This window comes from Limnohabitans sp. 63ED37-2 (genome assembly GCF_001412535.1).
Taxonomy (GTDB): Bacteria; Pseudomonadota; Gammaproteobacteria; order Burkholderiales; family Burkholderiaceae_C; genus Limnohabitans_A.
On sequence record NZ_CP011774.1, the window covers coordinates 206,457 to 228,127 of the forward strand.

At 62.3% G+C, this 21,671-nt stretch carries 19 protein-coding genes; 13 read left to right on the forward strand and 6 right to left on the reverse strand.

Translation table 11 applies throughout. The features are described 5' to 3' along the window. Window positions 1-7: 7 nt before the first annotated feature. The 8 genes from L63ED372_RS00925 to gap all read left to right on the forward strand — a co-directional run bounded on the left by L63ED372_RS00925 (window position 8) and on the right by gap (window position 7,178). Entirely contained in the window at window positions 8-1,501 is a 1,494-nt protein-coding gene (locus tag L63ED372_RS00925; RefSeq protein ID WP_062402026.1) for an aldehyde dehydrogenase family protein, read from the forward strand. 9 nt (window positions 1,502-1,510) lie between these two features. After that, window positions 1,511-2,125 carry a BMC domain-containing protein gene (locus L63ED372_RS00930; RefSeq protein ID WP_062402029.1) on the forward strand — a complete coding sequence of 205 codons (615 nt, stop codon included), beginning with the start codon at window positions 1,511-1,513 and terminating at the stop codon, window positions 2,123-2,125. After that, window positions 2,122-3,066, forward strand: a complete 945-nt coding sequence (locus L63ED372_RS00935; protein WP_062402032.1) for a nuclear transport factor 2 family protein — start codon at window positions 2,122-2,124, stop codon at window positions 3,064-3,066. Before L63ED372_RS00930 ends, L63ED372_RS00935 begins: the two co-directional genes overlap by 4 nt. Beyond that, window positions 3,063-3,332, forward strand: coding sequence for a EutN/CcmL family microcompartment protein (locus L63ED372_RS00940; protein ID WP_019427481.1), 270 nt, complete (start codon window positions 3,063-3,065; stop codon window positions 3,330-3,332). Before L63ED372_RS00935 ends, L63ED372_RS00940 begins: the two co-directional genes overlap by 4 nt. A gap of 69 nt (window positions 3,333-3,401) precedes the next feature. After that, complete coding sequence (locus tag L63ED372_RS00945; RefSeq protein ID WP_019427480.1) at window positions 3,402-3,674, forward strand: BMC domain-containing protein; 273 nt, start codon at window positions 3,402-3,404, stop codon at window positions 3,672-3,674. Between the two features lie 29 nt (window positions 3,675-3,703). Beyond that, window positions 3,704-4,393, forward strand: coding sequence for a microcompartment protein (locus L63ED372_RS00950; protein WP_197275296.1), 690 nt, complete (start codon window positions 3,704-3,706; stop codon window positions 4,391-4,393). A 192-nt stretch (window positions 4,394-4,585) separates the two neighbouring features. Beyond that, complete coding sequence (gndA, locus tag L63ED372_RS00955) at window positions 4,586-5,992, forward strand: NADP-dependent phosphogluconate dehydrogenase (protein WP_062402036.1); 1,407 nt, start codon at window positions 4,586-4,588, stop codon at window positions 5,990-5,992. A gap of 187 nt (window positions 5,993-6,179) precedes the next feature. Beyond that, entirely contained in the window at window positions 6,180-7,178 is a 999-nt protein-coding gene (gene gap, locus L63ED372_RS00960; protein WP_062402039.1) for a type I glyceraldehyde-3-phosphate dehydrogenase, read from the forward strand. A 59-nt stretch (window positions 7,179-7,237) separates the two neighbouring features. Here the strand turns inward: gap and L63ED372_RS00965 are convergent, their stop codons facing one another. The 3 genes from L63ED372_RS00965 to L63ED372_RS00975 are packed head-to-tail and all read right to left on the reverse strand — an operon-like array spanning window position 7,238 to window position 10,828. Then, window positions 7,238-8,650 (reverse strand): amidase family protein, encoded by a 1,413-nt coding sequence (locus L63ED372_RS00965; RefSeq protein ID WP_062402042.1) that lies wholly within the window; start codon window positions 8,648-8,650, stop codon window positions 7,238-7,240. Between the two features lie 4 nt (window positions 8,651-8,654). Then, window positions 8,655-9,845: a M20 aminoacylase family protein gene (locus tag L63ED372_RS00970; protein WP_062402046.1), complete on the reverse strand. Its 1,191-nt coding sequence runs from the start codon at window positions 9,843-9,845 to the stop codon at window positions 8,655-8,657. Continuing rightward, window positions 9,842-10,828, reverse strand: coding sequence for a tripartite tricarboxylate transporter substrate binding protein (locus L63ED372_RS00975; RefSeq protein WP_197275297.1), 987 nt, complete (start codon window positions 10,826-10,828; stop codon window positions 9,842-9,844). Before L63ED372_RS00975 ends, L63ED372_RS00970 begins: the two co-directional genes overlap by 4 nt. Window positions 10,829-10,943: 115 nt before the next feature. Between L63ED372_RS00975 and L63ED372_RS00980 the strand changes: the two genes are divergently transcribed. Beyond that, complete coding sequence (locus L63ED372_RS00980; RefSeq protein WP_062402052.1) at window positions 10,944-11,846, forward strand: LysR substrate-binding domain-containing protein; 903 nt, start codon at window positions 10,944-10,946, stop codon at window positions 11,844-11,846. A 69-nt stretch (window positions 11,847-11,915) separates the two neighbouring features. On the opposite strand, the gene L63ED372_RS00985 is transcribed toward L63ED372_RS00980, so the two are convergent. Beyond that, window positions 11,916-13,022, reverse strand: a complete 1,107-nt coding sequence (locus L63ED372_RS00985; protein WP_062407470.1) for an ornithine cyclodeaminase — start codon at window positions 13,020-13,022, stop codon at window positions 11,916-11,918. 152 nt (window positions 13,023-13,174) lie between these two features. Here L63ED372_RS00985 and L63ED372_RS00990 point away from each other — a divergent pair, with 152 nt between their 5' ends. Then, a complete protein-coding gene (locus L63ED372_RS00990) occupies window positions 13,175-13,594 on the forward strand; it encodes an Lrp/AsnC family transcriptional regulator (protein WP_062407472.1) in 420 nt (139 codons plus the stop codon). A gap of 6 nt (window positions 13,595-13,600) precedes the next feature. Beyond that, the gene (locus L63ED372_RS00995) at window positions 13,601-14,944 is read left to right on the forward strand and encodes a leucine-rich repeat-containing protein kinase family protein (protein ID WP_062402055.1); all 1,344 of its coding nucleotides are present in this window, start codon (window positions 13,601-13,603) and stop codon (window positions 14,942-14,944) included. On the opposite strand, the gene L63ED372_RS01000 is transcribed toward L63ED372_RS00995, so the two are convergent. Beyond that, a complete protein-coding gene (locus L63ED372_RS01000; RefSeq protein ID WP_062402059.1) occupies window positions 14,925-15,818 on the reverse strand; it encodes an NAD(P)-dependent oxidoreductase in 894 nt (297 codons plus the stop codon). The two genes, L63ED372_RS00995 and L63ED372_RS01000, sit on opposite strands and share 20 nt — an antisense overlap. A 108-nt stretch (window positions 15,819-15,926) precedes the next feature. On the opposite strand from L63ED372_RS01000, the gene L63ED372_RS01005 reads away from it, so the two are divergent. Next, a complete protein-coding gene (locus tag L63ED372_RS01005; protein ID WP_062402062.1) occupies window positions 15,927-17,822 on the forward strand; it encodes an AMP-binding protein in 1,896 nt (631 codons plus the stop codon). A gap of 111 nt (window positions 17,823-17,933) precedes the next feature. Here L63ED372_RS01005 and L63ED372_RS01010 read toward each other — a convergent pair whose 3' ends face one another. Next, window positions 17,934-20,870, reverse strand: a complete 2,937-nt coding sequence (locus tag L63ED372_RS01010) for a DNA topoisomerase III (protein WP_062402065.1) — start codon at window positions 20,868-20,870, stop codon at window positions 17,934-17,936. A 96-nt stretch (window positions 20,871-20,966) separates the two neighbouring features. On the opposite strand from L63ED372_RS01010, the gene L63ED372_RS01015 reads away from it, so the two are divergent. After that, window positions 20,967-21,659, forward strand: coding sequence for an SET domain-containing protein (locus tag L63ED372_RS01015; protein ID WP_062402068.1), 693 nt, complete (start codon window positions 20,967-20,969; stop codon window positions 21,657-21,659). The last annotated feature ends 12 nt before the right edge of the window (window positions 21,660-21,671 follow it).

Here is a 21,671-nt window from a genome sequence, read left to right on the forward strand (position 1 = left end):
CTCTAACATGAGTTCCAGCAACCCCATCGATCTGGCCGATCACGATCTGGCCGCCTTGCAGGAGGCCCGCGACTTGTTGGGCCGCGCCCAGCAAGCCGCTGCCACGTTGGCGCTGTGGACGCCCGAAGAGGCCAAACGTGTGGCCAAAGAAGTGGCCGCCGCCTTGTTGCCGCGTGCCGAGTTTTATGCCGAGTGGGCCGTGCGCGAAAGCCGCATCGGAAAAGTCGCGGACAAGATCGCCAAGAACCAGATTGCCTGCACGCTGACGCCCACCGCATGGGACAACGTCGCTTTGGGCGGCGTGCGCCGCAACGACGCGCTGCGCATCGTTGAGATCGGCCGCCCCGCCGGTGTGGTGGTGGGTTTGTCCAACTCCACCTCGCCCGTGGCCACCATCATTTTCAAAACCATTTTGTGCCTGATGACACGCAATGCGCTGGTCATCTCGCCGCACCCGGTGGCGCTGGGCTGCTGCACGGCTGTCACACAAGAGCTTCAAGCCGCTATTGAAAAAGCCGGTGGTCCTGCCCATGCGCTGCAAATTCTCACGCGTCCCACAGTCGAGGCCACGGGGGCGCTGATGCGCGACGCCCGCACCGATGTGATTTTGGCCACCGGTGGCACGCCCATGGTGCGTGCGGCCTATGGCTCGGGCAACCCCGCCATTGGCGTGGGCTCGGGCAATGCGCCGGTCTACGTAGACGCCAGCGCCGACCTGGAGGCGGCAGCAAAAACCGTGGTGGTCGACAAGAACTTTGACCACGGCAGCCCCTGCTCGGCACCCTCGGTCCTCATGCTGCATGCGGGCATTGCGGCGCAGATGCAGCAAGCGCTGGCCCGCCAGGGAGCGCATGTGTGCACCGAGGAAGAGGCTCAAAAAATTCAGCACCACGCCTTTCCGGGCGGCAAGTTCAATGGCAAGGTGGTGGGTCGTCCGGCGTTTGAAATCGCGCAGGCCGCAGGCGTGCAGGTGCCACGCGACTGCCAGGCACTGATCTGCCCCATCGCCAACCCCCAGCCGGGCCATGTGCTGCTCAAGGAAAAGCTCTCGCCCATTCTGGGCTGTGTGGTGGTGCCGGGCATCGACCAAGCCATCGACGTGGCCCGCCTCATGCTCCAGCACAGCGGCGCAGGCCACACCTCGGGCATCCATTCGGCCAGCGCCGAACAGGCCGTAGTCTGGGGCGCAGCGCTCGACTATTACCGCGTGGTGGTCAACGGCTCCACGGTGCACGACAGCACAGGCGCCAACACCGGCTTGCCCTACACCTTCACCATCGGCACGGGGTATGCGGGCAAAAGCTCGGTGGACTGCAACGTCGGCCCCGAGCTGCTGGTCAACTGGAAACGCGTGGCCTTTCCGCTGCCGGGCGGCTGGGCCGGGGCCATGGCTTCGGGCGCATCCTTGCCAGCGTCTTCGGGCAGTTTGTCCACCCTCACGCCTGAGCTCCAGGCCACAGTCCTGCGCATCGTGCAGGAAGAACTCGAACACCTTCGCTGAAAGCCCCCCATGTCCACTTTGCGCAGTTATATTTTTCTGGACCGCTTGCAGCCACAACTGATGTGTTTGTTGGGGTCGACAGCCCGTGGCTTTTTACCGCGCCACAACGACGCCGCCATGGTGATCGAAGTCGCTCCCGGCATGGACATCGAGTGGCTGACCGACATCGCCTTGAAGCACGACGACGTCAAGCCCGGCAACTTGGTGGTGGAGCGTCAGTTCGGTTATCTGGAGTTCCACGGCCAGTCCTCTTCGTCCGTCAAGTCAGCCGGTGCTGCCGTTTTGGATGCCATGGGCGTGAGCGAAAAAAGCGTGCTCAAGCCCGAAATCTTGGCCTCCAAAGTGATCGACCGGGTGGATGGCTACCACGCGTTCTTGATCAACCGCAGCAAGGCCGGCAGCATGCTCTTGCCCGGCGAATCGCTCTACATCATGGAGATGACCACCTCGTCGTATGCCCTCTTGGTGGCCAACGAGGCTGAAAAAGCCGCCAACGTGAAATTGATCGACTGCCGCTTCATGGGCCCGGCTGGGCGGCTGTATTTGTCGGGCACTGCATCCGATGTGCGCACGGCAGCCGCCGTGGCCGAAGCCGTGATCTGCGACGCCGGAGGCGCGGCATGAGCACAGACGCTTTGCGCGAACAAATTCGCATGCAGGTGCGAAAAGCTTTGAGCGCTGCGTCCAGCCCAGCCCCGGCGGCTGACGCGTCCGTAGCGGCTTTGATGCGCCGCTTTGAAGCCGGTTACGAGACCGTGAACGCCGAAGCCATCGTGGCCTGTTTTGCGTCCGATGTGGTCTGGGTCTTGCCCGACTCGCGTGTGCTCAAAGGTCGCGAAGCCTGCCTGGCATTTTTGAAAGAACGCTTTGCCAGCCCCACTGGCCCGAAGTTTTCCGATTCGCACATGAACGTGCTGGGCCAGACCGTGGTGCAGAACTACAAAGTATCCCTGCCCTTGCCCGGTGGCCAAATTGGCATTTATGACGGCACTGACGTGTACCAAATTCGCGATGGCCTGATCGCCCGCAAAGACGCTTACTGGAAGCAAGTGGGCATGCCCAAACCTGTTGCACCTGCGCAGCCTACCCCCAGCCCCGCAGGCGTGGTGGTGCCCTTGCGTGTGGGCACAGCCGCTCATGCCGCTGCCCTGACCGATCTGTTCAAGCGCCTGGCTGCCAGCCCGGCCCTGTTGCAAGCAGCGCAATCGGGCTTGCTGCGTTTTGACATGCGTGTGGACGAGGCGGCGGTGAAAGCCGTGGCCGCCGCAGGTGGTGTGTCTGGGGCTTCGGCCATGGCCGCTACCACCGCCATCGACCCAGCTGCTTGCTGCTCCTCCTGCAAAGAAGGCAAGGCCTGCGAATGCCAGGGCGATTCTTGTGGTTTGCACGATCACGCCGCCCAAGACGTGCCCGAGCTCAAGGGCGTGATCGGCGAAAAATTACTCAAAACCCTGCCGCCCAGCGTGAAAACCGTTCGGCTGCACCCCAAGGCGGTCATGACCCCTTTGGGCAAAGAAGCCCTGCGCAAGCGCGGCATCACCATTGAACGAGGAACCAAGCCATGAAAACAGGAACCGTGATCGGCCGCATCGTGGCCAGCAAACGCCTGCCCGAATTGCCCGCTGGGGCATTGCTGGAGGTGCAACTGGACTACCCCAAAGACGTGGTCGTCTGCTACGACCCCATGGGCTGCGGCATTGGCGAGCGCGTGATGATCACCATCGGCGCACCTGCCGCCTGGTGGTTCGCCCCGGCGCACCCGCGTGTGGTGGCCGACGCGCTCATCATCGCCTCGCTCGACAACTACGACACCCCCACACCGATGCGTTAACGCATCGGTATTTTTTTCCTTCACCCTTTCCCTCAACCCTTTCTTTTTTAACCCCTCAAGGAGACTCACATGTCACAAGCCATCGGAATGATCGAAACCAAAGGTTATGTTGCTGCCTTCGCTGCCGCTGACGCCATGGTCAAAGCCGCCAACGTCAACATCGTTGGCAAAAAAGAAGTCGGTGGCGGCCTGGTCGCCATCATCGTCTCGGGCGACGTGGGTGCCGTCAAGGCCGCCACAGAAGCCGGTGCCGAAGCCGCAGGTGCCATCGGTGAAGTGGTGTCCTGCCACGTCATCCCACGTCCACACGCCGACGTGTCCAAAGCCTTCGACGGCAAGTGATCGCAGGCTGTTGCAGATAAGGAGGCCGCATGGCCACAAGCAAAAAAGCTGCCGCGTCCGCCCAAGCGCCCGCTAAACCACCAGCCAAACCGGCCGCTGAGCTTCGGGTTTACCTGACGCTCACCGACCTGCAGCCCCAGTTTTCTTCGTGGATGAGTTCGCCCCTGGGCGCACGCGGCTACGTGGCGATGCAAGGCACCAACGCGCTGCTGGTCGAGATCGCCCCCGGGCTGTCCATCCAGCGCGTGATCGATCTGGCCCTCAAGGCCGAGCCCACGCTGGAGCCGGGCATCTTGGCGGTGGAGCGGCAGTTTGGCGTGCTCGAGTTGCACAGCAACGACAGCGCGGCGCTGCAGCGTGCCGGTCAGGTCATCCTGCAATGGATGGGCGCCAAGGCCGAAGACCAACTGCGCCCGCATCTGCTGTACAGCGACATTCTGGAAAACGTGACCGATCAGCATGCCGTGCTGATGAACCGCACGCGCCAAGCCAGCATGGTGTTGCCCGGCCAAAACATGCTGCTCATGGAAGTGGCCCCGGCCCTGTTTGGTGCCCACATGGCCAACGAAGCCGAGAAAGTTGCACCCGACCTGACCTTGGTCGAGTGCAGCATGATCGGGGCCAGCGGTCGCATGTACCTCACCGGCAGTTTGGCTTCGCTCGAAAAAGCGAAGGCGCATGTCGAAAAGCTGCTTGCGGAGATCCCGGGCAGGGGTTGATGTTGGCGGGGCCGTGCGTGGCTCATCAGGATGCGCACGGGCCAGGGCTGGAACGCCATTTGCCACGCGCAGATGCGGCGACCTCATGACGTGGACAGACAGGTGACAGGAAATCCTCTCGTTTGTCTGCACAATCCCTGTGCGCCAGTCCTCGTTTGGAGGACCGGCAACCAATGCTAGGGACAATCAAAAATGCAAGCCATGGACATCGGCCTCGTGGGCCTGGGCGTGATGGGTGAAAACCTCGCCCTGAACCTGGAGCGCAACGGCTTTTCGGTATCGGGCTTTGACCTCGATGCCCACAAGCGCGACAACTTCGCGCAACGCACCCAAGGCCTGAAGGCTCAGGCCAGCGCCAGCTTGGCCGAACTGGTGGGCAGCCTGTCGGTGCCCCGGCGCGTGTGGTTGATGGTGCCCGCTGGCGCGGCCGTTGACCAGGTGCTGGCGCAACTCACCCCCCTCATGTCGCCCGGCGATGTGCTGATCGACGGCGGCAACACGCTGTTCACCGACACCCAGCGGCGCATCGACGCGCTGCGTGCATCGGGTATTTTGTATGTGGGCTCGGGTGTGAGTGGCGGTGAAGAGGGCGCTTTGCGGGGCCCGGCCCTCATGCCCGGAGGATCGCCCGAGGCCTGGCCACGGGTCAAGCCTTTGCTTCAGGCCATTGCCGCCAAAGCCGAAGATGGCCAGCCCTGCTGCGAGTGGATGGGGCCGGGCGGTGCAGGCCATTTTGTGAAGATGGTGCACAACGCCATCGAGTACGCCGACATGCAGATGATTTGTGAGGCTTATGCCTTCATGCAAAAGCTGGGCATGTCGGCCACCGAAATGGGCGAGGTGTTCGCCACCTGGAACGAGGGTGAACTGGGCAGTTACCTGATCGACATCACCGCGCAAATCCTTCAACGCACCGACCCCGAGACCGGTGCGCCTTTGGTGGACATGATTTTGGACACCGCCGAACAAAAAGGCACAGGCAAATGGGCCAGCCAAGTGGCGCTCGATTTGGGGGTGCCCGCACCCACCATTGCCGAGGCGGTGTTCGCCCGCACCTTGAGTGCCATCAAAACCGAGCGCGTGGCAGCGGCCCAGGTTTTGCGCGGGCCCGAAACCACGACTTGGCCCGAGCGCAGTGCCCTGTTGGCCCAGCTGCGTGGCGCCCTGATGGCCGCCAAGGTCTGCGCCTACGCCCAGGGTTTTGCCTTGATGCGGGCCGCCGACCGCGAGCAGCAGTGGCAACTGCCCATGGCCCAGGTGGCCCAAGTCTGGCGTGCGGGCTGCATCATCCGCGCCCATTTGCTCGAAGACATTCGCCGTGCCTACAGTGGCCAGGCCGATTTGCCCAATTTGTTGGTGGACCCGCACTTTGCCCGTGTCATGGCCGACAACCAGCAGGATCTGCGCGAAGTGGTGGTCCAAGCCGCGCTTCACGGTGTGCCCATGCCCGCTTTCATGAGTGCTTTGAGTTATTACGACGCCTACCGCTCAGCGCGGCTGCCCGCCAACTTGCTGCAAGCCCAGCGCGATTTTTTTGGGGCCCACACCTACCAACGCACGGACCGTGCGGGCAAGTTCCATACGCGATGGGGCGACTGAGGCGGCGGATACCACCAATCTGTGGGCCTTTGCAGACAAGACCCACAGCAGTTACAAAACCAGAACAAATCCGTGTTCATGCCGGTGCGTAACAAAGTTTCATGATTTCGCTTAGGATGGTTACAAGGGCGCAACGGGGCGAAAGCCGCGCCATTGGTCCAACATCCCCAACGAAAGTGAGACAGACATGACCATCAAAATCGGTATCAATGGTTTTGGCCGCATCGGCCGCATGGTGCTGCGTGCCGCGGTGCAAAACTTCCAGGATGTCCAGATCGTCGGCATCAACGACCTGCTCGAGCCCGAGTACCTGGCTTACATGCTGGAATACGACAGCGTGCATGGCCGCTTCCAGGGCACGCTGTCGGTCGAGGGCAGCACCCTGATCGTGAATGGCCAACGCATCCGCCTCACGCAAGAGCGCGACCCGGCCAACCTGAAGTGGAACGAGGTGGGCGCGGACGTGGTCATCGAAGCCACGGGCTTGTTTTTGGACAAGGACAGCGCGGGCAAACACCTGGCAGCCGGTACCAAAAAGGTGGTGATGTCTGCACCGTCGAAAGACGACACGCCGATGTTTGTCTATGGGGTCAACCACGCATCCTACGCGGGGCAGACCATCATCAGCAACGCCAGCTGCACCACCAACGCGCTGGCCCCCATCACCAAAGTGCTGAACGACAAATGGGGCATCAAGCGCGGCCTGATGACCACCGTGCACGCCACCACCGCCACCCAAAAAACCGTGGATGGCCCCAGCAACAAAGACTGGCGCGGCGGGCGCGGCATTTTGGAAAACATCATCCCCAGCAGCACCGGTGCGGCCAAGGCGGTGGGCGTGGTGATTCCCGAGATCAAAGGCCGACTGACCGGCGTGGCGGTGCGTGTGCCCACCAGCGATGTGTCATTGGTGGATTTGACCGCCGAGCTCAACAACCCGGCCACTTATGCCGAAATCTGCGCCGAGATGAAAGCGCAAAGCCAAGGGGCACTCAAGGGCGTGTTGGGTTACACCGAAGCCAAGGTGGTGTCGACCGATTTTCGGGGCGAGGTGTGCACCAGCGTGTTCGACGCCGAAGCCGGCATGGCGCTCGACAGCACCTTCATCAAGGTCATGGCTTGGTACGACAACGAGTGGGGCTACTCGAACAAGTGCCTCGAGATGGCGCGGGTGGTGGGCCGCTGAGTTGTCGCAGGTCAGGCCTTTGGGCCTGACCGGTTGGGCCACCAAGGCGCGCTGCGCATTCAGCCTTGGTGCAGCAAATGGTCCAGCGCCGAAAACTGCGCTGCCCGCTCGATCACTTCGCCCGCAGCCAGCATCCGGTCTTCGCGGAATTTGGTGCTGACGATCTGCACGCCCACAGGCAAGCCATTCACCACGCCGGTCGGCACCGACAGGCCCGGCAAACCGAGCGTGGCGGTGCCGAGCATCGGTGCTTGGGCCAGAAAGATTTGTGCGATTCGCTCGGCCGATTGTTGGTCTTCGTCGATCGGAAACTGGCGCTCCCACGAGTTGGGCATGAGCAGCACCGGGTAACGCTCAAAAAACACCGCCCAATCGCGTGCGATGTTGAAGCGCCGGGTCGTGGCCTCCAGATATTGATCGCGGTCCCACACGGGCGAGACCGCCATGTAGTAACCCAGGGCTTTGCGGAGTGCATCGTCACCGTTCTGGTGCATGAAGGCCTCACCTGCACGGCGCATATCGTTCATGACCATGTGCATCTGCATGGCAGACACCTCGGCGAAATGTGGTGGCTCGGCTTCTTCGACGGTGTAGCCCGCCGCTTCCAGCCAACGCGCCGCTTGGTCCACGGCAGCTGAGGCGGTGGGGTCGACGGGTGAATGCGACCAACTGCGGAACACCGCCACACGGGTGGGCTGGCGGGCGTCGGCAAATTCAAGCAGTGCTGGCACCCACTGCGGGTCGAGCGGCGTGCCTTGCGACATCACTCGCAGGGCCAGCCGAGCATCGGCCACCGTGCGGGTCAATGGCCCTTGGACCGACATTTGCTGGTTGCTGATGATGCGGTTGGGGGCACTGGCCTTGTAAGACGGCACACGGCCCACGGTGGTGCGCAGCCCCACCACGCCGCAGGCCCAGGCCGGGTAGCGGATCGAGCCGCCGTAGTCGTTGCCATGCGCAATGGCGCCCATGCCCAAGGCGGTGGCTGCCGCCGCGCCGCCGCTGGAGCCGCCGGGGGTCACGCCCGCGTCAAACGGGTTGAGTGTGCGGCCATGCAAGGCGTTGTCGGTGAACCAGCGCAGCGAAAACGCAGGCGCATTGTTGCGGCCTACAACGATGGCCCCCGCTTCGCGCATGGACTGAACCAGAGGTGAGTCGCTGCTGGCGATGTTGTCCTTGAACGCATGCACGCCTTCGTCGGTGGCCTCGCCTTGCACGTCGATGTTGACCTTGATGGTGACCGGCACGCCATGCAGCGGTCCCAGCGTTTCGCCTCGGGCTTGAGCGGCATCGGCGGCATCGGCCGCTTGCAGGGCTTTGTCTGGGGTGACGCTGGCCAAGGCGTTGAACTTCGGGTTGACCTCGGCAATGCGGCCCAGCACGCTTTCGGTGGCCGCGCGTGCGGTGGTCTCACGTCGGGCGATGCGCCCGGCCAGATCGGTGGCGCTCATTTGCCAGAGTTCGGTGGTCATGTGTTCAATCTTTCAGGTAGCGCTGTGTCAGCAAGGACCAGAAGGCCGCGCCCACAGGCAAGATGTTGTCGTTGAAGTCGTATCCCGGGTTGTGCACCATGCAGGCGTGGGCGGCTGCGCTGTCACCTGCGCCTTCACCTGCACCGTTGCCGATCATGAAATAACTGCCCGGGCAGTGCTCCAGCATGAAAGCAAAGTCTTCGCTGCCGGTGAGCGGTCGGCCTTGGCGTGTGATGCGTTCGGCGCCCAGCAGCTCGGTGCCCACTTGTCGGGCCAGTTCTGTTTCGGCAGCGGTGTTCACCAGCACCGGGTAGTCGCGCTTGTAGTCGATTTGCGCCAACACGCCCAGGCTCTGGGCCTGCGCTGTGACCAGGCTGGTGATGCGTTCTTGCAGCAGGTCGCGCACTTCGCGGTCGAGCGAGCGCACACTGAGTTCCAGACGTGCACTGGCGGGGATCACGTTGTTGGCTTTGCCCGCCACCAATGAACCCACGGTGATGACGGCGGTGTGCTGCGGGTCCACATTGCGCGAGACGATGGTTTGCAGGGTCATGACAATCGCCGCTGCCGCCACGATCGGGTCTTGTGTTCGGTGCGGCATGGCGCCATGCCCACCCACACCCGTCAGCGTGATGGTCACATCGTCGCTCGACGCCATGGCCGGGCCTTCGATGAAGACCAACTCACCCGCAGCAACGCCGGGCATGTTGTGGGCGGCATAAATCGCATCACAGGGAAAGCGCTCAAACAGGCCTTCTTTGATCATGATTTGTGCGCCGCCCGGGTGCTCTTCGGCGGGCTGAAAAATCAGGTTCAGCGTGCCCGAAAACTCGACTTCTTGGGCGATGTATTGCGCCGCCGCCATCAGCATGGCGGTGTGCCCGTCGTGGCCGCAGGCATGCATCACGCCTGCGTGCACGCTGCAGTGCTCAAAGTTGTTGGTTTCGTGGATGGGCAGGGCGTCCATGTCGGCCCGCAGGCCCAAGCGTTTGCCGCCGTTGCCGCGCTTCAGTTGGCCCACCAGCCCGGTGGTGGCCAGACCGCGTGTGACGGTGTAACCCCAGCTTTCCAGTTGCTCGGCCAGTACCTGCGAAGTGCGGAACTCTCTCAGGCCCAGCTCCGGGTGGCGGTGCAAATCACGTCGCAGCGCCACAAAGGGCGCAGCGCGTGTTTGCAAGGCGTGCAGCACGCTCATTGGGCTTCGAGCTTGATCGATTTGGCGATGCCCTGGTAAAGCTTGACCTCATCGGCATACACCTGCTGGGTCTGGTCCAAACGAAGGGGTTCGCCCACTTCCTGGCCCATGGCGGTCATGGTGTTGCGGAAGTCTGCGTCAAACATGACCTTGGTCAGTGCCCGGTGCAAGGCTTCGACGATGGGCTCGGGTGTGCCTTTTTTCACGTAATAGCCGCTGCCGATCGTGTAGTGAAAGCCCTTCAACTCTTTGGCCGCGTCGATCGAAGGCACGTCTGGAATCAGGCGCTGCGGCTGGGGTGACAAGGCGGCGATGAATTTGATCTTGCCTTCTTTGGCCATGTGCACATGGGGAGCGCCGTAAGGGGTGATGAACAAGTCAATCTGGCCACCCATCAAATCCTGTGTGATGGGACCACCGCCTTTGTAGGGCACATGCAACATTTCAGCGCCCAGCTTTTTGGCCATTTCTTCGCCCAGCAAATGGTAGAAGCTGCCGATGCCCACACTGGCGTAGTTGACCGGTTTGCCGGATTTGGAGCGTTTGATGATCTCGGCCACCATCTCTTGCGGGGTGTTGCCCGGGAAATTCTTGCTGGCAACGATGGCCATGGGCGCCATGGCCATGCGCTGGATCAGGCGAAAGTCGTCGGGCGTGTGCTTGACCGCCTTCATCGCCAAGGGGGCGAGGATCAATTCATTGGGCGAGCCTTGGAAGAGGTAGTAACCGTCTGCAGGCGCATTGAGCACCTTTTGCGCCGCGATGGCACCGCCCGCACCGCCCAGGTTTTCGATGATCACGGGCTGTTTGAGCTCGGTCGCCAGGGGAACGTTGATCTTGCGAGCGATGATGTCCGACAGGCCGCCAGCCGGGTAAGGCACCATCAGGTTGATAGGCTTGTTGGGAAAGTTTTGCGCTTGGACAGGCGCCTGAACGGCCAGGGCGGCGCCCAACAACAGGCCGAGGGTCTTGATCATTTTCATGGGGGTCTCCATTGTCAAAAGATGGCCTCATGCTAGTCTTGTCAGGGGACAACTGAAAGACTGTCAATTTTCTTCATGACAACTTGGGGTTGTCTCTGTATTAAACTGTGTCAGCATGAAACTGCACCAACTCCAGGCCCTGGTCGCTGCTGTCGAGCACGGCAGCATCCGCGCCGCTGCCCGCGAACTGCACCTGACCCAAGCAGCCTTGACCAAGTCCTTGCGTCAACTCGAAGAAGAGGCGGGCGTGTCCGTGCTGGTGCGCAAATCTCGCGGAGTGGGTTTGACCGAAGCGGGTGTGCGGCTGCACGCCCGGGCGCTGCTGGTGATGCGCCAGCTGGCACTGGCGCAAGACGAGTTGCAGCAAGCGCAGGGCGACAACGCTGGCACCGTGCGCGTGGCGCTCACGCCCTACCTGATGCTCACTGTGCTGGGTGAGGCGTTTTTGTGGTTTCGCAAGCGCTACCCGCGCATCGAGTTGCGTTTGATTGAAGGCTTGGTGGCCCGCGTTTTGCCGGGCTTGCGCGATGGCACGGTGGACTTTGCCATCGTGGCCGACAGCGGTGATGTCACGCCCCAAGAGTTCCAGTGCACCCGGCTTCAAAAGGACCAGCAAAAACTGGTGGTGCGCGCCGGGCACCCAGTGCTGCGCCAACCCACAGCGGCCAAGTTGGCCGCGCTGGAGTGGGTCATGCCCGGCCCGTTTTCTCAAGGGCTGGACGAAGGCTTGCTTGCCATGTTCGCCCAGGCGGGCGTGCCGCCACCCCAGCAGATCACACGTTGCGACGCCATGGCGGCGATGGCCTTGATCCGGCAAACCGATGCCATCAGCATCATGCCGTCCCCCTTGCTGGCGCAGCCCGAAGGCCATGGCCTGGTGGAGTTGTCGCTGCGCAGCATGCGGCCACCCGAGATCGAGCTGGTCTTGCTCTCGCCCCCGGACGTCCCACTCACACCTGCGGCAGCCTATCTGGCGCGGTGCCTGACCGATGCCATCAATGCCCGGGGCAAGACCTGAAAACCATCGCCCAGGGGCTGGGTTCGTCCAAATAACTTCGCCTGCACAACAGGTTCTGGATTGCCCGCCTCACGCGATGGCGGTGGCCAGGCAGGGCAGAGGCAAGGCACTGGCCTTGTGGCCTGCGTCCAGCAAAGTGACAAACAGATTTTTCGGATCGCTCAGTTGCGGGATCAGGTGCAAACGTTCCCCGTAGCCCAGTGCCAGCGCCGCCTCGTGCATGAAGCGCAAGGCCGAGAAGTCTTCCAGCGCAAAGCCCACTGAGTCAAACACCGTGATTTGCGCGTCGTTGTCGCGGCCTGTGCGTGTGCCGTTCAGCACTTGCCACAACTCGGTCACGGCAAAGTCAGCGGGCATTTGCTGGCTGTCGCCTTCGACACGGGTTTGCGGCGTGTACTCCACAAACACCTTGGCCGCTTGCAGCACATCCGCGGCCAGTTCTGTCTTGCCCGGGCAGTCACCGCCCACGGCATTGATGTGCATGCCGGGCGCGAGCATGTCGGCCGTCACGATGGTGGCGCAGGCCTTGTCCGCGGTGATGGTGGTCACGATGTCGGCCCCTTGGACCGCCTCGGCCACGCTGGTGCAGACCTGCAGCTTCAGACCCGTAGCACTCAGGTTGGCGAACAGTTTGGTCGTGGCTTGTGGATCGATGTCAAACAGCCGCACCGTGTCGATGCCCACCAGGTGCTGGAAGGCGATGGCCTGGAACTCGCTTTGTGCGCCATTGCCGATCAGCGCCATCACGCGGCTGTTCGGGCGGGCCAAGGCCTTGGCGGCCAATGCCGAGGTGGCGGCCGTGCGCAGGGCGGTGGTCAGCGTCAACTCGCTCACCAATGTGGGGGCGCCCGTGGCCACATCGGCCAACACACCAAAGGCCATCACTGTCGACAGGCCGATGGCGGTGTTGTGGGGGTGGCCATTGACGTATTTGAAGCTGTAGGTGGTGTCGTCCGCGATCGGCATCAACTCGATCACGCCGCCCTGCGAGTGGTTGGCGACGCGGGCCGATTTGTCAAAGTCTGGCCAGCGCAAAAAGTCGGCGCGGATGTACTCGGCCATGCCCGCGATGCAGTTTTTGAGGCCCTTGCGGCGCACCAAGGCCACAGCGTCGGGGGCGCTCAGGTACAGGGGCGTGGTTGAAAAAGAGGCATGGGGGGTGTGGGGGTGGTTCATGGTCATGGGGTTCAGCTGGTCGCCCCTTGTGGGGCGATGGGTGGGTCGGTGCGAGAAGTGTCATGGCCCGACATGGCAAAGTAAATCGCCAAAAATATGCTGTTTCAAGCATTTATTTGTCAAAATGACAGGTCTGAATGACAATTTTCACCATGGATGACATTGACCAGCACCTGATCAGCTTGCTTCGGCAAAACGCCCGCATGAACATCGCAGACCTTGCGCACAAGCTGGGGGTCTCGCGTGGCACCGTGAACAACCGCCTGCGCAAACTCGAAGACCAGCAGGTCATCGTGGGCTACACCATCAAGCTGCGCCCCGAAGCCGAACCCGAGCGCATCAAGGCCTGGATGGGGGTACTCATCGAGGGCAACACCACCCGCCAGGTCATTGCCAGTCTGTTGGGCGAGCCCGGCGTGGTGAGTCTGCACGACACCAATGGCCGATGGGATTTGCTGGCCGAGATCGAGGCTTCGTCGATGAAAGAGCTGTCCGAAGTGCTGGAGCGCATTCGTCTGGTCAGTGGCATCCGCAGCACCGAAACCAACATCCACCTGGCCACCTACCGCTGAGCGCACATGCACACCCTGGAACAACTGCGCAGCGGCGCCTTGGCAGGCATACGCCGCCTCGATCTGTCTTGTGGTCTGAGCGAACTGCCCGAAGAAATTTTCGCCTTGGCCGACACGCTGGAGGTGCTCAACCTCAGTGGCAACCGCTTGCGCGAATTGCCGCACCAGCTGACACGCCTGCACAAGCTGCAGGTCTTGTTTGCCTCGGACAACGACTTTGAGGTGTTGCCCGAAGTGCTGGGCGACTGTCCGGCTTTGCACATGGTTGGCTTCAAAGCCAACCGCATTGCCGATGTGCCCGCCGCCGCGCTGCCGCCCGCTTTGCGCTGGCTAACACTCACCGACAACGTGATCGGCCATTTGCCCGCTGAACTGGGCCAACGCCCGGCTTTGCAAAAGCTGATGCTGGCGGGCAACCGCTTGCAGGCTTTGCCCGACAGCCTGCAGCAAGCGCACCGTCTGGAGCTGCTGCGCATATCGGCCAACCGCCTGACCGAAGTGCCTGGCTGGTTAACCGAATTGCCCCGCTTGTCCTGGTTGGCGCTGGCGGGCAATGCCATGGGCTGGTTGGTTCCCGCAGGGTCCGAGCTGCCGGGCATGGCTTGGTCCGATTTGACACACGGCCCGTTGCTGGGCGAGGGCGCTTCAGGCCACATCTACCAAGTGCAGGCCAGGGGCTGGCCCCAACCCTTGGCACTCAAACTGTTCAAAGGCGAGGTGACCAGCGACGGCCTGCCCGAAGACGAGTTGACCGCCTGCTTGGCAGCCGGACAACACCCGGCGCTCACCACGCCCGTGGCGCGGCTCACGGGTCACCCTGCACAGGCTCAGGGTTTGCTCATGCCGCTGATTCCTTCGGCTCACGTCAATCTGGCGGGTCCGCCGAGTCTGGACAGCTGCACCCGCGATGTGTACCCGAGCGGCTTCAAGCTGTCAGCCGTTCTAGCCCTGCGCATTGCCAGTGATGTGGCGGGTGCCGTGGCGCACCTGCACCAACGCGGTGTGATGCACGGGGACGTGTACGCGCACAACATCCAAATCGACCCGCTGCAGGGCCAGGCCCGTTTGGGTGACTTTGGCGCCGCCACGCGGCTGCCCATCGATCGGCCCGAACTGCGCCAAAACCTGCTGGCCCTGGAGGTGCGGGCCTTGGGGTGTTTGCTTCAAGAGTTGGCGCTGGCCGCGCAAGCGCAAGCGCACCACCCGGCTGTTCAGGCCCTGCAAAACTTGGCACAGGTCTGTTTGTCAGAACAGCCGCGTCAACGGCCGAGCGTGGTGGAGGCGGCTCAGGCCCTGCAAGCCATCGAAGGCCTCGATGGTTTCCAAGGCCTTAAGCCTTGGCGATCGTGACCTGGTTGAGCTGGGCTTGCGCCTTGACCAGCGAAGGCACCATCTCGCTGCCGTAACCCAAAGCCACGGCAGTGTTCAGGGCCTGGTGCACGCTGGTGCCGATCATGGAGGGCACTTTCATGGCCTCGGTCAGGTGTGAGTAATAACGCAAATCCTTGGCCGCGTTGTTCAGCTCGAACTTCATGGCGCCGTAGTCGCCCTGCAGGGTTTTGGCCATCAGCTGGAACAGGCCCGAATTCACGCCGCCAGCCGAGATGACCTGCACCAGTTGGTTCAAGTCCACCCCCGCCTTGGCCCCCACCGCAAAGGCTTCGGCTGTGGCGGTGCAAATGGCCTGCGCCACAAAGTTGTTGAGCAATTTGATGACGTGGCCAGCGCCCATCTCGCCCACATGGAACACGTTTTCGCTGTAGGCGCGAATCACTGGCTCGATGCGGGCAAACACCTCGGGCGTCGCCCCCACCATGGAATTGAGCTTGCCCGCTTCGGCTTCTATGGGCGTGCGTGTGAGCGGCGCGTCCACATAAACCACGCCTTGCGCGGCGCACAGCGCGGCCAGGCGGCGGGTGGATTCGGGCTCGCTGGTGGAGGTGTCGATGACGATCAGGCCCGCGCGTGCCTTGGACAACAAGCCGCCCGGCCCAGCCACCACCGCTTCGACCTGGGGTGAGCCGGTCACACAAATGAGCACCACATCACAGGCGGCCAAGTCGGCATAGCTGCCCACCTGGCGGGCACCTGTAGTCAACAGGTCTTGCACGGGCGCGGTGCGTTGGTGCACCGAAATCGACAAGTCAAACCCCTTGGCCCGGATGTTCTTGGCCATGCCATGGCCCATCAAACCCGAAGCGCCGATAAATCCGATGTGTTGCATGTGCGTCTCTGCTGTGTGGTGAAAGAGAAGTCTATTTTGGAAGAAATGGCCAGACCAGGGTGTCGCCTGAGCAGCCCTGGGGCGCCCGAACCCTGGCTAACATGGTGCATGCACCTGACCGTTCCATCTCCCGTTCAATCCCTCGCTGACATTCACCGCATCGAGGCCACACCGTTGACCCAGGCCATCCCCTGGGCCAGCACCTATGCGCTGATCCGTGCCAGTGCCCAGGTTCATGCCGAGCAGCCTGCGCTGACTTTTTTGCACACGGGCCAGCCCGGTGGCCCGTACACCACCTGGACCTACCGCAGCTTGCTGCAAGGCATCCACCAAACTGCCAATTTGCTGCACCAGCTGGGCGTGGGCCCTCAAGATGCGGTGGCCGTTCTCTTGCCCGGCGGTCTGGCCTACCACTTGGCGCTTTGGGGCGGTGAAGCGGCGGGCATCGTGCAGCCGCTCAACCCCTTGCTCAGTGATGAAAAACTGCTGTCGCTCTTGCAGGCCAGCCAAGCCAAAGTGCTGATCGCGCATGGCGCTGAAGACGACAGCCAGTTGCGGGCCAAAGCCTTGCGCCTGCAAACCCAGTTGCCCAGTTTGAAGACGGTGTTGCTGGTCAACCCCGAAGGCGGTCTTCTCCAAGATGGCGACTCGCTGCCTGCAGGTGCCCAAGACTTCCACGCCTTGCGGGCCCTGCAAGAAGCCGAGCACCTGGTGAGCCAACGGGTTTTTCAGCGCGAGGACATCGCCGCTTACTTCCACACCGGCGGCACCACCGGCGCACCCAAACTGGCCCGGCACAGCCACGGCGCACAGGTGTTCACCGCATGGGCCAATGCCACGATGCAGGGTTTTCGCGCGAGCGATGTGACCATCAACGGTTACCCGCTGTTCCATGTGGCGGGTGTGTTGCCCGGCGCCCTGTGTTCGCTGGCGGTGGGCATGCACGTCATCATTCCCACGCTTAGCCTGTTTCGCAGCCGCGAGGTGGTGCAGAACTACTGGCGCCTGGCCGACCACCACGGCTGCACGCTCATGTCGGGCGTGCCCACGGTGCTGGCGGCTTTGGCGGGGGTGCCACTGAACGGGGCCAACATCTCGCGTATTCGCTCGGTCCGCACGGGCGCGGCACCGCTGCCGCCCGAGCTGGCGCAGCGCTTTGAACAAACCTTCGGCCTTCAGATCAATGAAAGCCTGGGCATGACCGAAACCGCAGGCCTGAGCACGGTGGCACCACCGGGCCTGAGCGCACCTGCCGGTTGTGTGGGCTGGCCACTGCCGCATGCGCAGGTGCGCATTGCTGCCTTGAACAGCGAGGACCAAGCCACCGGCCAAGTCCTGCCCGTGGGCGAAAAAGGCATGGTGCTCTACCGTGGCCCCAATTTGTTCTCGGGCTATTTGGACGCGGCAGAGACTGCACGCAGCTTCACGCCCAACGGCTGGCTGATCACGGGCGATGTGGGCTTCATCGACGAACAAGGTCGCCTGCACCTGTCGGGCCGCGCCAAAGACCTGATCATCCGAGGCGGCCACAACATCGACCCCAAGGTGATCGAAGACGCGCTGGGTGCCCACCCCGCTGTGGACCTGTGCGCTGCCGTCGGTGCGCCCGATGCGTATGCGGGTGAGTTGCCCGTGGCCTTTGCCACACTCAAACCCGGCGCACAGGTGAGCGAAGCCGAGTTGCTGGCCTTCACCGCCGAGCGTGTGGACGAAGCCCCCGCCAAACCCAAACGCATCACCCTCCTCGAACGCATGCCGGTGACCAATGTGGGCAAGATCTACAAACCCGAGTTGCGCACCCTGGCCACGGGGGCCGTGGTGCAGGGCCTGATCGACCAAGTGCTGACCCCCTTGCAGATCCCGACGTCGCAATGGCCGCAAGTGCACGCCTTGGGTGATGCACAGGTGACCGTGGACGCCCGCGCCACGCCTGCTGCTGCGTGGGCAGCGATCAAGCCCCTTCTGAATGCCTTGCCCGTCAAGTTGGTGCTGCATGCGCCCTGATGTGCAAACCCCCCACAGAAACGCTGCCCAAACCGTGGGTGGCATCGATGCCAATCCCCCAAAAAAAATGCCACGACTGGCGTGGCATTTTTCAGGTTGGCCTGTGCAGACTCAGCTCAGGTGCTTGCCGATGATTCCGGCCAACTCAAACATGGTGGCGCTTTCCTTGCCAAACACCGCTTGCAGCTTGCCATCGGCCTTGATGGAGCGCTTGTCTGCCGGGTCCTGCAAGTTGTTGGCCTTGATGTAGTCCCAGATTTTTTTCACCACCTCGGTGCGGGCATAGGTGCCGTCACCGATCACGGCCATCAGGGCTGGGCTCGGTTGGAGGGTGCCCACAGCGGCTTTGCGCGGCGCCTTCTCGGCAGCAGGCTTGGCGGCTTTTTTCGCGGCTGGGGCTTTGGCGGTTTTTGAGGCAGTTTTGGCCGTGGTCTTTTTGGCGGCCGCTTTGCCAAATGGCGTCTTGGTCGCTGCCGTCTTGCGCGGTGGGTACTTCTTGCCACCTTCGCGCTGCTCAAACTCGAACGTCACCTTGCCCTCTTCAGGGTTCCAGGCCAGCATGGCCTTGAAGGGGCGGCGCGTGCGGTTGCTGACAAACTTGTCGAGCACATCGGTTTTGCCGCTGTTCAAGAGTTTCACAATTTGCTCGCGCTCGACGGGCTGCTGCAAGATGAGTTTGCCGGTTTTGAAATCGCAGCTGGGTGTGGGCTGTTCGTTTGTGGGCACGGCCTTGCTGCACACGTAGTTGCTGCCGTGCTCGTGCACCGGGCTGCCGCACTTGGGGCAAGCGCCCAGCGCCTCGTCGGTGAGCTCAACGATTTCACCGCTCTCTTCGTTTTTCTTGTCGTCACCAAAGTCGAATTCGAGCTTCCAGTTCTTTTCTTCTTCGTTGTACTTGAGCGCCATCTCGGCCACAAAGGGCCAACCCGCCTTGGAGCGGAAGCCTTCCAATGGGCCAATCTTTTTGTCGCGCATGAACTGCTCAACCTCCACTTGCTCAAACGTGCGGCCCGCAGGCGATTTGCCAAAGGAGAAGCCGCAGCCGTCGCTTGCGCCGTCGGCCCCGGTGCAGGTGTATCTGCGGTAGTTTTCTTTGACCACACCACCACAAGTGGGGCAGGGTGTGCTGAGTGTGGCGTAGTCGCCCGGCACGGTGTCGCGGTCGTACTCTTTGGCTTTCTTGACGATGTGTTCGGTCATGGCCGCGATCTCGGCCATGAAGGTGGCACGGCTCAATTTGCCTTGCTCCATTTGCGCGAGCTTGTATTCCCACTCGCCCGTGAGTTCGGGGCGCGAGAGTTCTTCCACCTGCAAGCCGCGCAGCAGCGTCATGAGCTGGAAAGCCTTGGCCGTGGGAATGATCTCGCGGCCTTCGCGCAGCATGTACTTTTCGTTCAGCAGGCCTTCGATGATGGCTGCGCGCGTGGCGGGTGTGCCCAGACCTTTTTCCTGCATGGCTTCGCGCAGCTCGTCGTCGTCCACCAATTTGCCTGCGCCTTCCATGGCGCCCAGCAACGTCGCTTCTGAATAGCGGGCGGGGGGCCGGGTCTTCAGGCCCTTGGCCTCGACCGACTCCACACCGACCTGTTCACCCGCTTGCACCGGCACCAGGTTCTGGCCCTTGTCACCGTCTTTGGCGTCTTCCACTTCGGCGGCGGCTTCTTTGCCGTAGATGGCGAGCCAGCCCGGTTTGACCAAGACCTTGCCCACGGTCTTGAAGCTGTGGCCTGCGGCCACGCTGATGCGGGTGGTGACTTGGTATTCGGCGCTGGGGAAAAACACCGCCATGAAGCGGCGCACCACCAGGTCATACAACTTTTGTTCCGCCTCAGACAAACCGCTCGGCGCTTGCAGTGTGGGGATGATGGCGAAGTGGTCCGACACTTTTTTGTTGTCGAACACGCGCGGGATCTTGCGCACGTAGTTGTTGTTCAGCGCGGTGAGGGCATGTGGGGCCAGGTGGCGCATGCCGCTGTCGGCCAGCATTTCAAAGGTTTGCTTGGCCACGGGCACGTAGTCTTCGGGCAGGTGGCGCGAATCGGTACGTGGGTAGGTCAGGGCCTTGTGGCGCTCGTACAGGCTTTGCGCCAAGGCCAGCGTGGTCTTGGCCGAGAAACCGAATTTGCCGTTGGCCTCGCGCTGCAAACTCGTCAGGTCAAACAAGCCGGGGCTGGCTTGGGTGGTGGGTGTGGCCTCTTCGCTCACGCTGGCTTTTTGGCCACGCACCGCATCGACGATGGCTTGCGCTTCGGCCGCAGTCCATTTGCGGTCGGCTTTCTTTTCAGCGTCTTCGTCCTTTTTCCAAGCGGGGTCGAACCACTTGCCCGGATACGTGCCTGCGGCGGCCGCGAACTCGGCGTGGATTTCCCAATAGTCGCGGCTGATGAACTTGCGGATCTGCTCTTCGCGCTCCACCACCACGGCCAGTGTGGGCGTTTGCACCCGACCCACCGTGGTCAAGAAGAAGCCACCGTCGCGCGAGTTGAAGGCGGTCATGGCACGCGTACCGTTGATGCCCACCAGCCAATCGGCCTCGGAGCGGCTGCGGGCGGCGTCGGCCAGGCCCTGCATCTGGGTGTTGCTGCGCAGGCTGTCAAAGCCGTCGCGAATGGCCTGGGGTGTCATCGACTGCAGCCACAGGCGCTGCACCGGCTTGTTCAGGGGCTTGGTGCCGCCTGCGTACTGCTCGATCAGGCGGAAGATCAACTCACCCTCGCGGCCCGCGTCACAGGCGTTGATCAGGGCGTCCACATCCTTGCGCTTGGCCTGGCGCACCACAGCCGTCAAGCGGCTCTTGGTTTTGTCCACCGGCTTCAAGTCAAAGTGCGGCGGGATCACCGGCAAATTGGCAAAGCTCCACTTGCCGCGTTTCACGTCGTATTGCTCGGGGGCCTGGATCTCCACCAGGTGACCCACGGCGCTGGTCACGACGTAGCGGTCGTTCTCGAAATGGTCATCGTGTTTTTCGAACTTGCCCGCCACCGGGGTCAAGGCCTTGACGATGTCTTGAGCCACCGAAGGCTTCTCTGCAATTACCAATGTCTTCATGTCATTACAATCCGTTGTCTCGCGTGTGCGCACGCGCCCGGGCACGCGCTCACACGCACGCCCACATGAATTCACCATAACAAATTTTTTGACGCCGTGGCCAAAACACCTGAATCTACCCCCCGCCGATCTGCCCCGAGCACGTCCGGCAAACGCATCCAGGTGCGCCGCTCTGGCGTTCATGGCAAGGGCGTGTTTGCCCTGCAGGACATCGCCGAAGGCGAAACGATCATCGAGTACGTGGGCGAGATCATCAGCTGGGACGAGGCGCAAGACCGCCACCCGCACGACCCCAACGACCCGAACCACACCTTTTACTTTCATGTGAACGAAGACCGGGTGATCGATGCCTTGTACGGCGGCAACTCCTCGCGCTGGATCAACCACAGCTGTGGCCCCAACTGCGAAGCCGACGAAGAAAACGACCGCATTTTCATAAAAGCCCTGCGCAACATCAAAGCGGGTGAAGAGCTCAATTACGACTACGGCTTGATCATCGACGAGCCCTACACCAAGAAGCTCAAGGCCGAGTACCCTTGCTGGTGTGGCAGCGCCCATTGCAGAGGCACGCTGCTGTCGCCCAAAGATCGCAAGGACACGCCCAAAACGCCCAGTCAGAAAAAGGCCAAGGGCCAAACCAAAGACAAGACCCCGTCGCAGGTGAAGGTCAAGGCGAAGGAAAAAGCCAAAACCAAGGCCAAAGCGGCTGAGAAATCAAAAGCCCAAACCAAACCGAAGTCCAATTCCAAATCCAAGTCCGGGTCATCGTCCAAGGCCTCGAAAGCCTGAGCCGCCCAAACG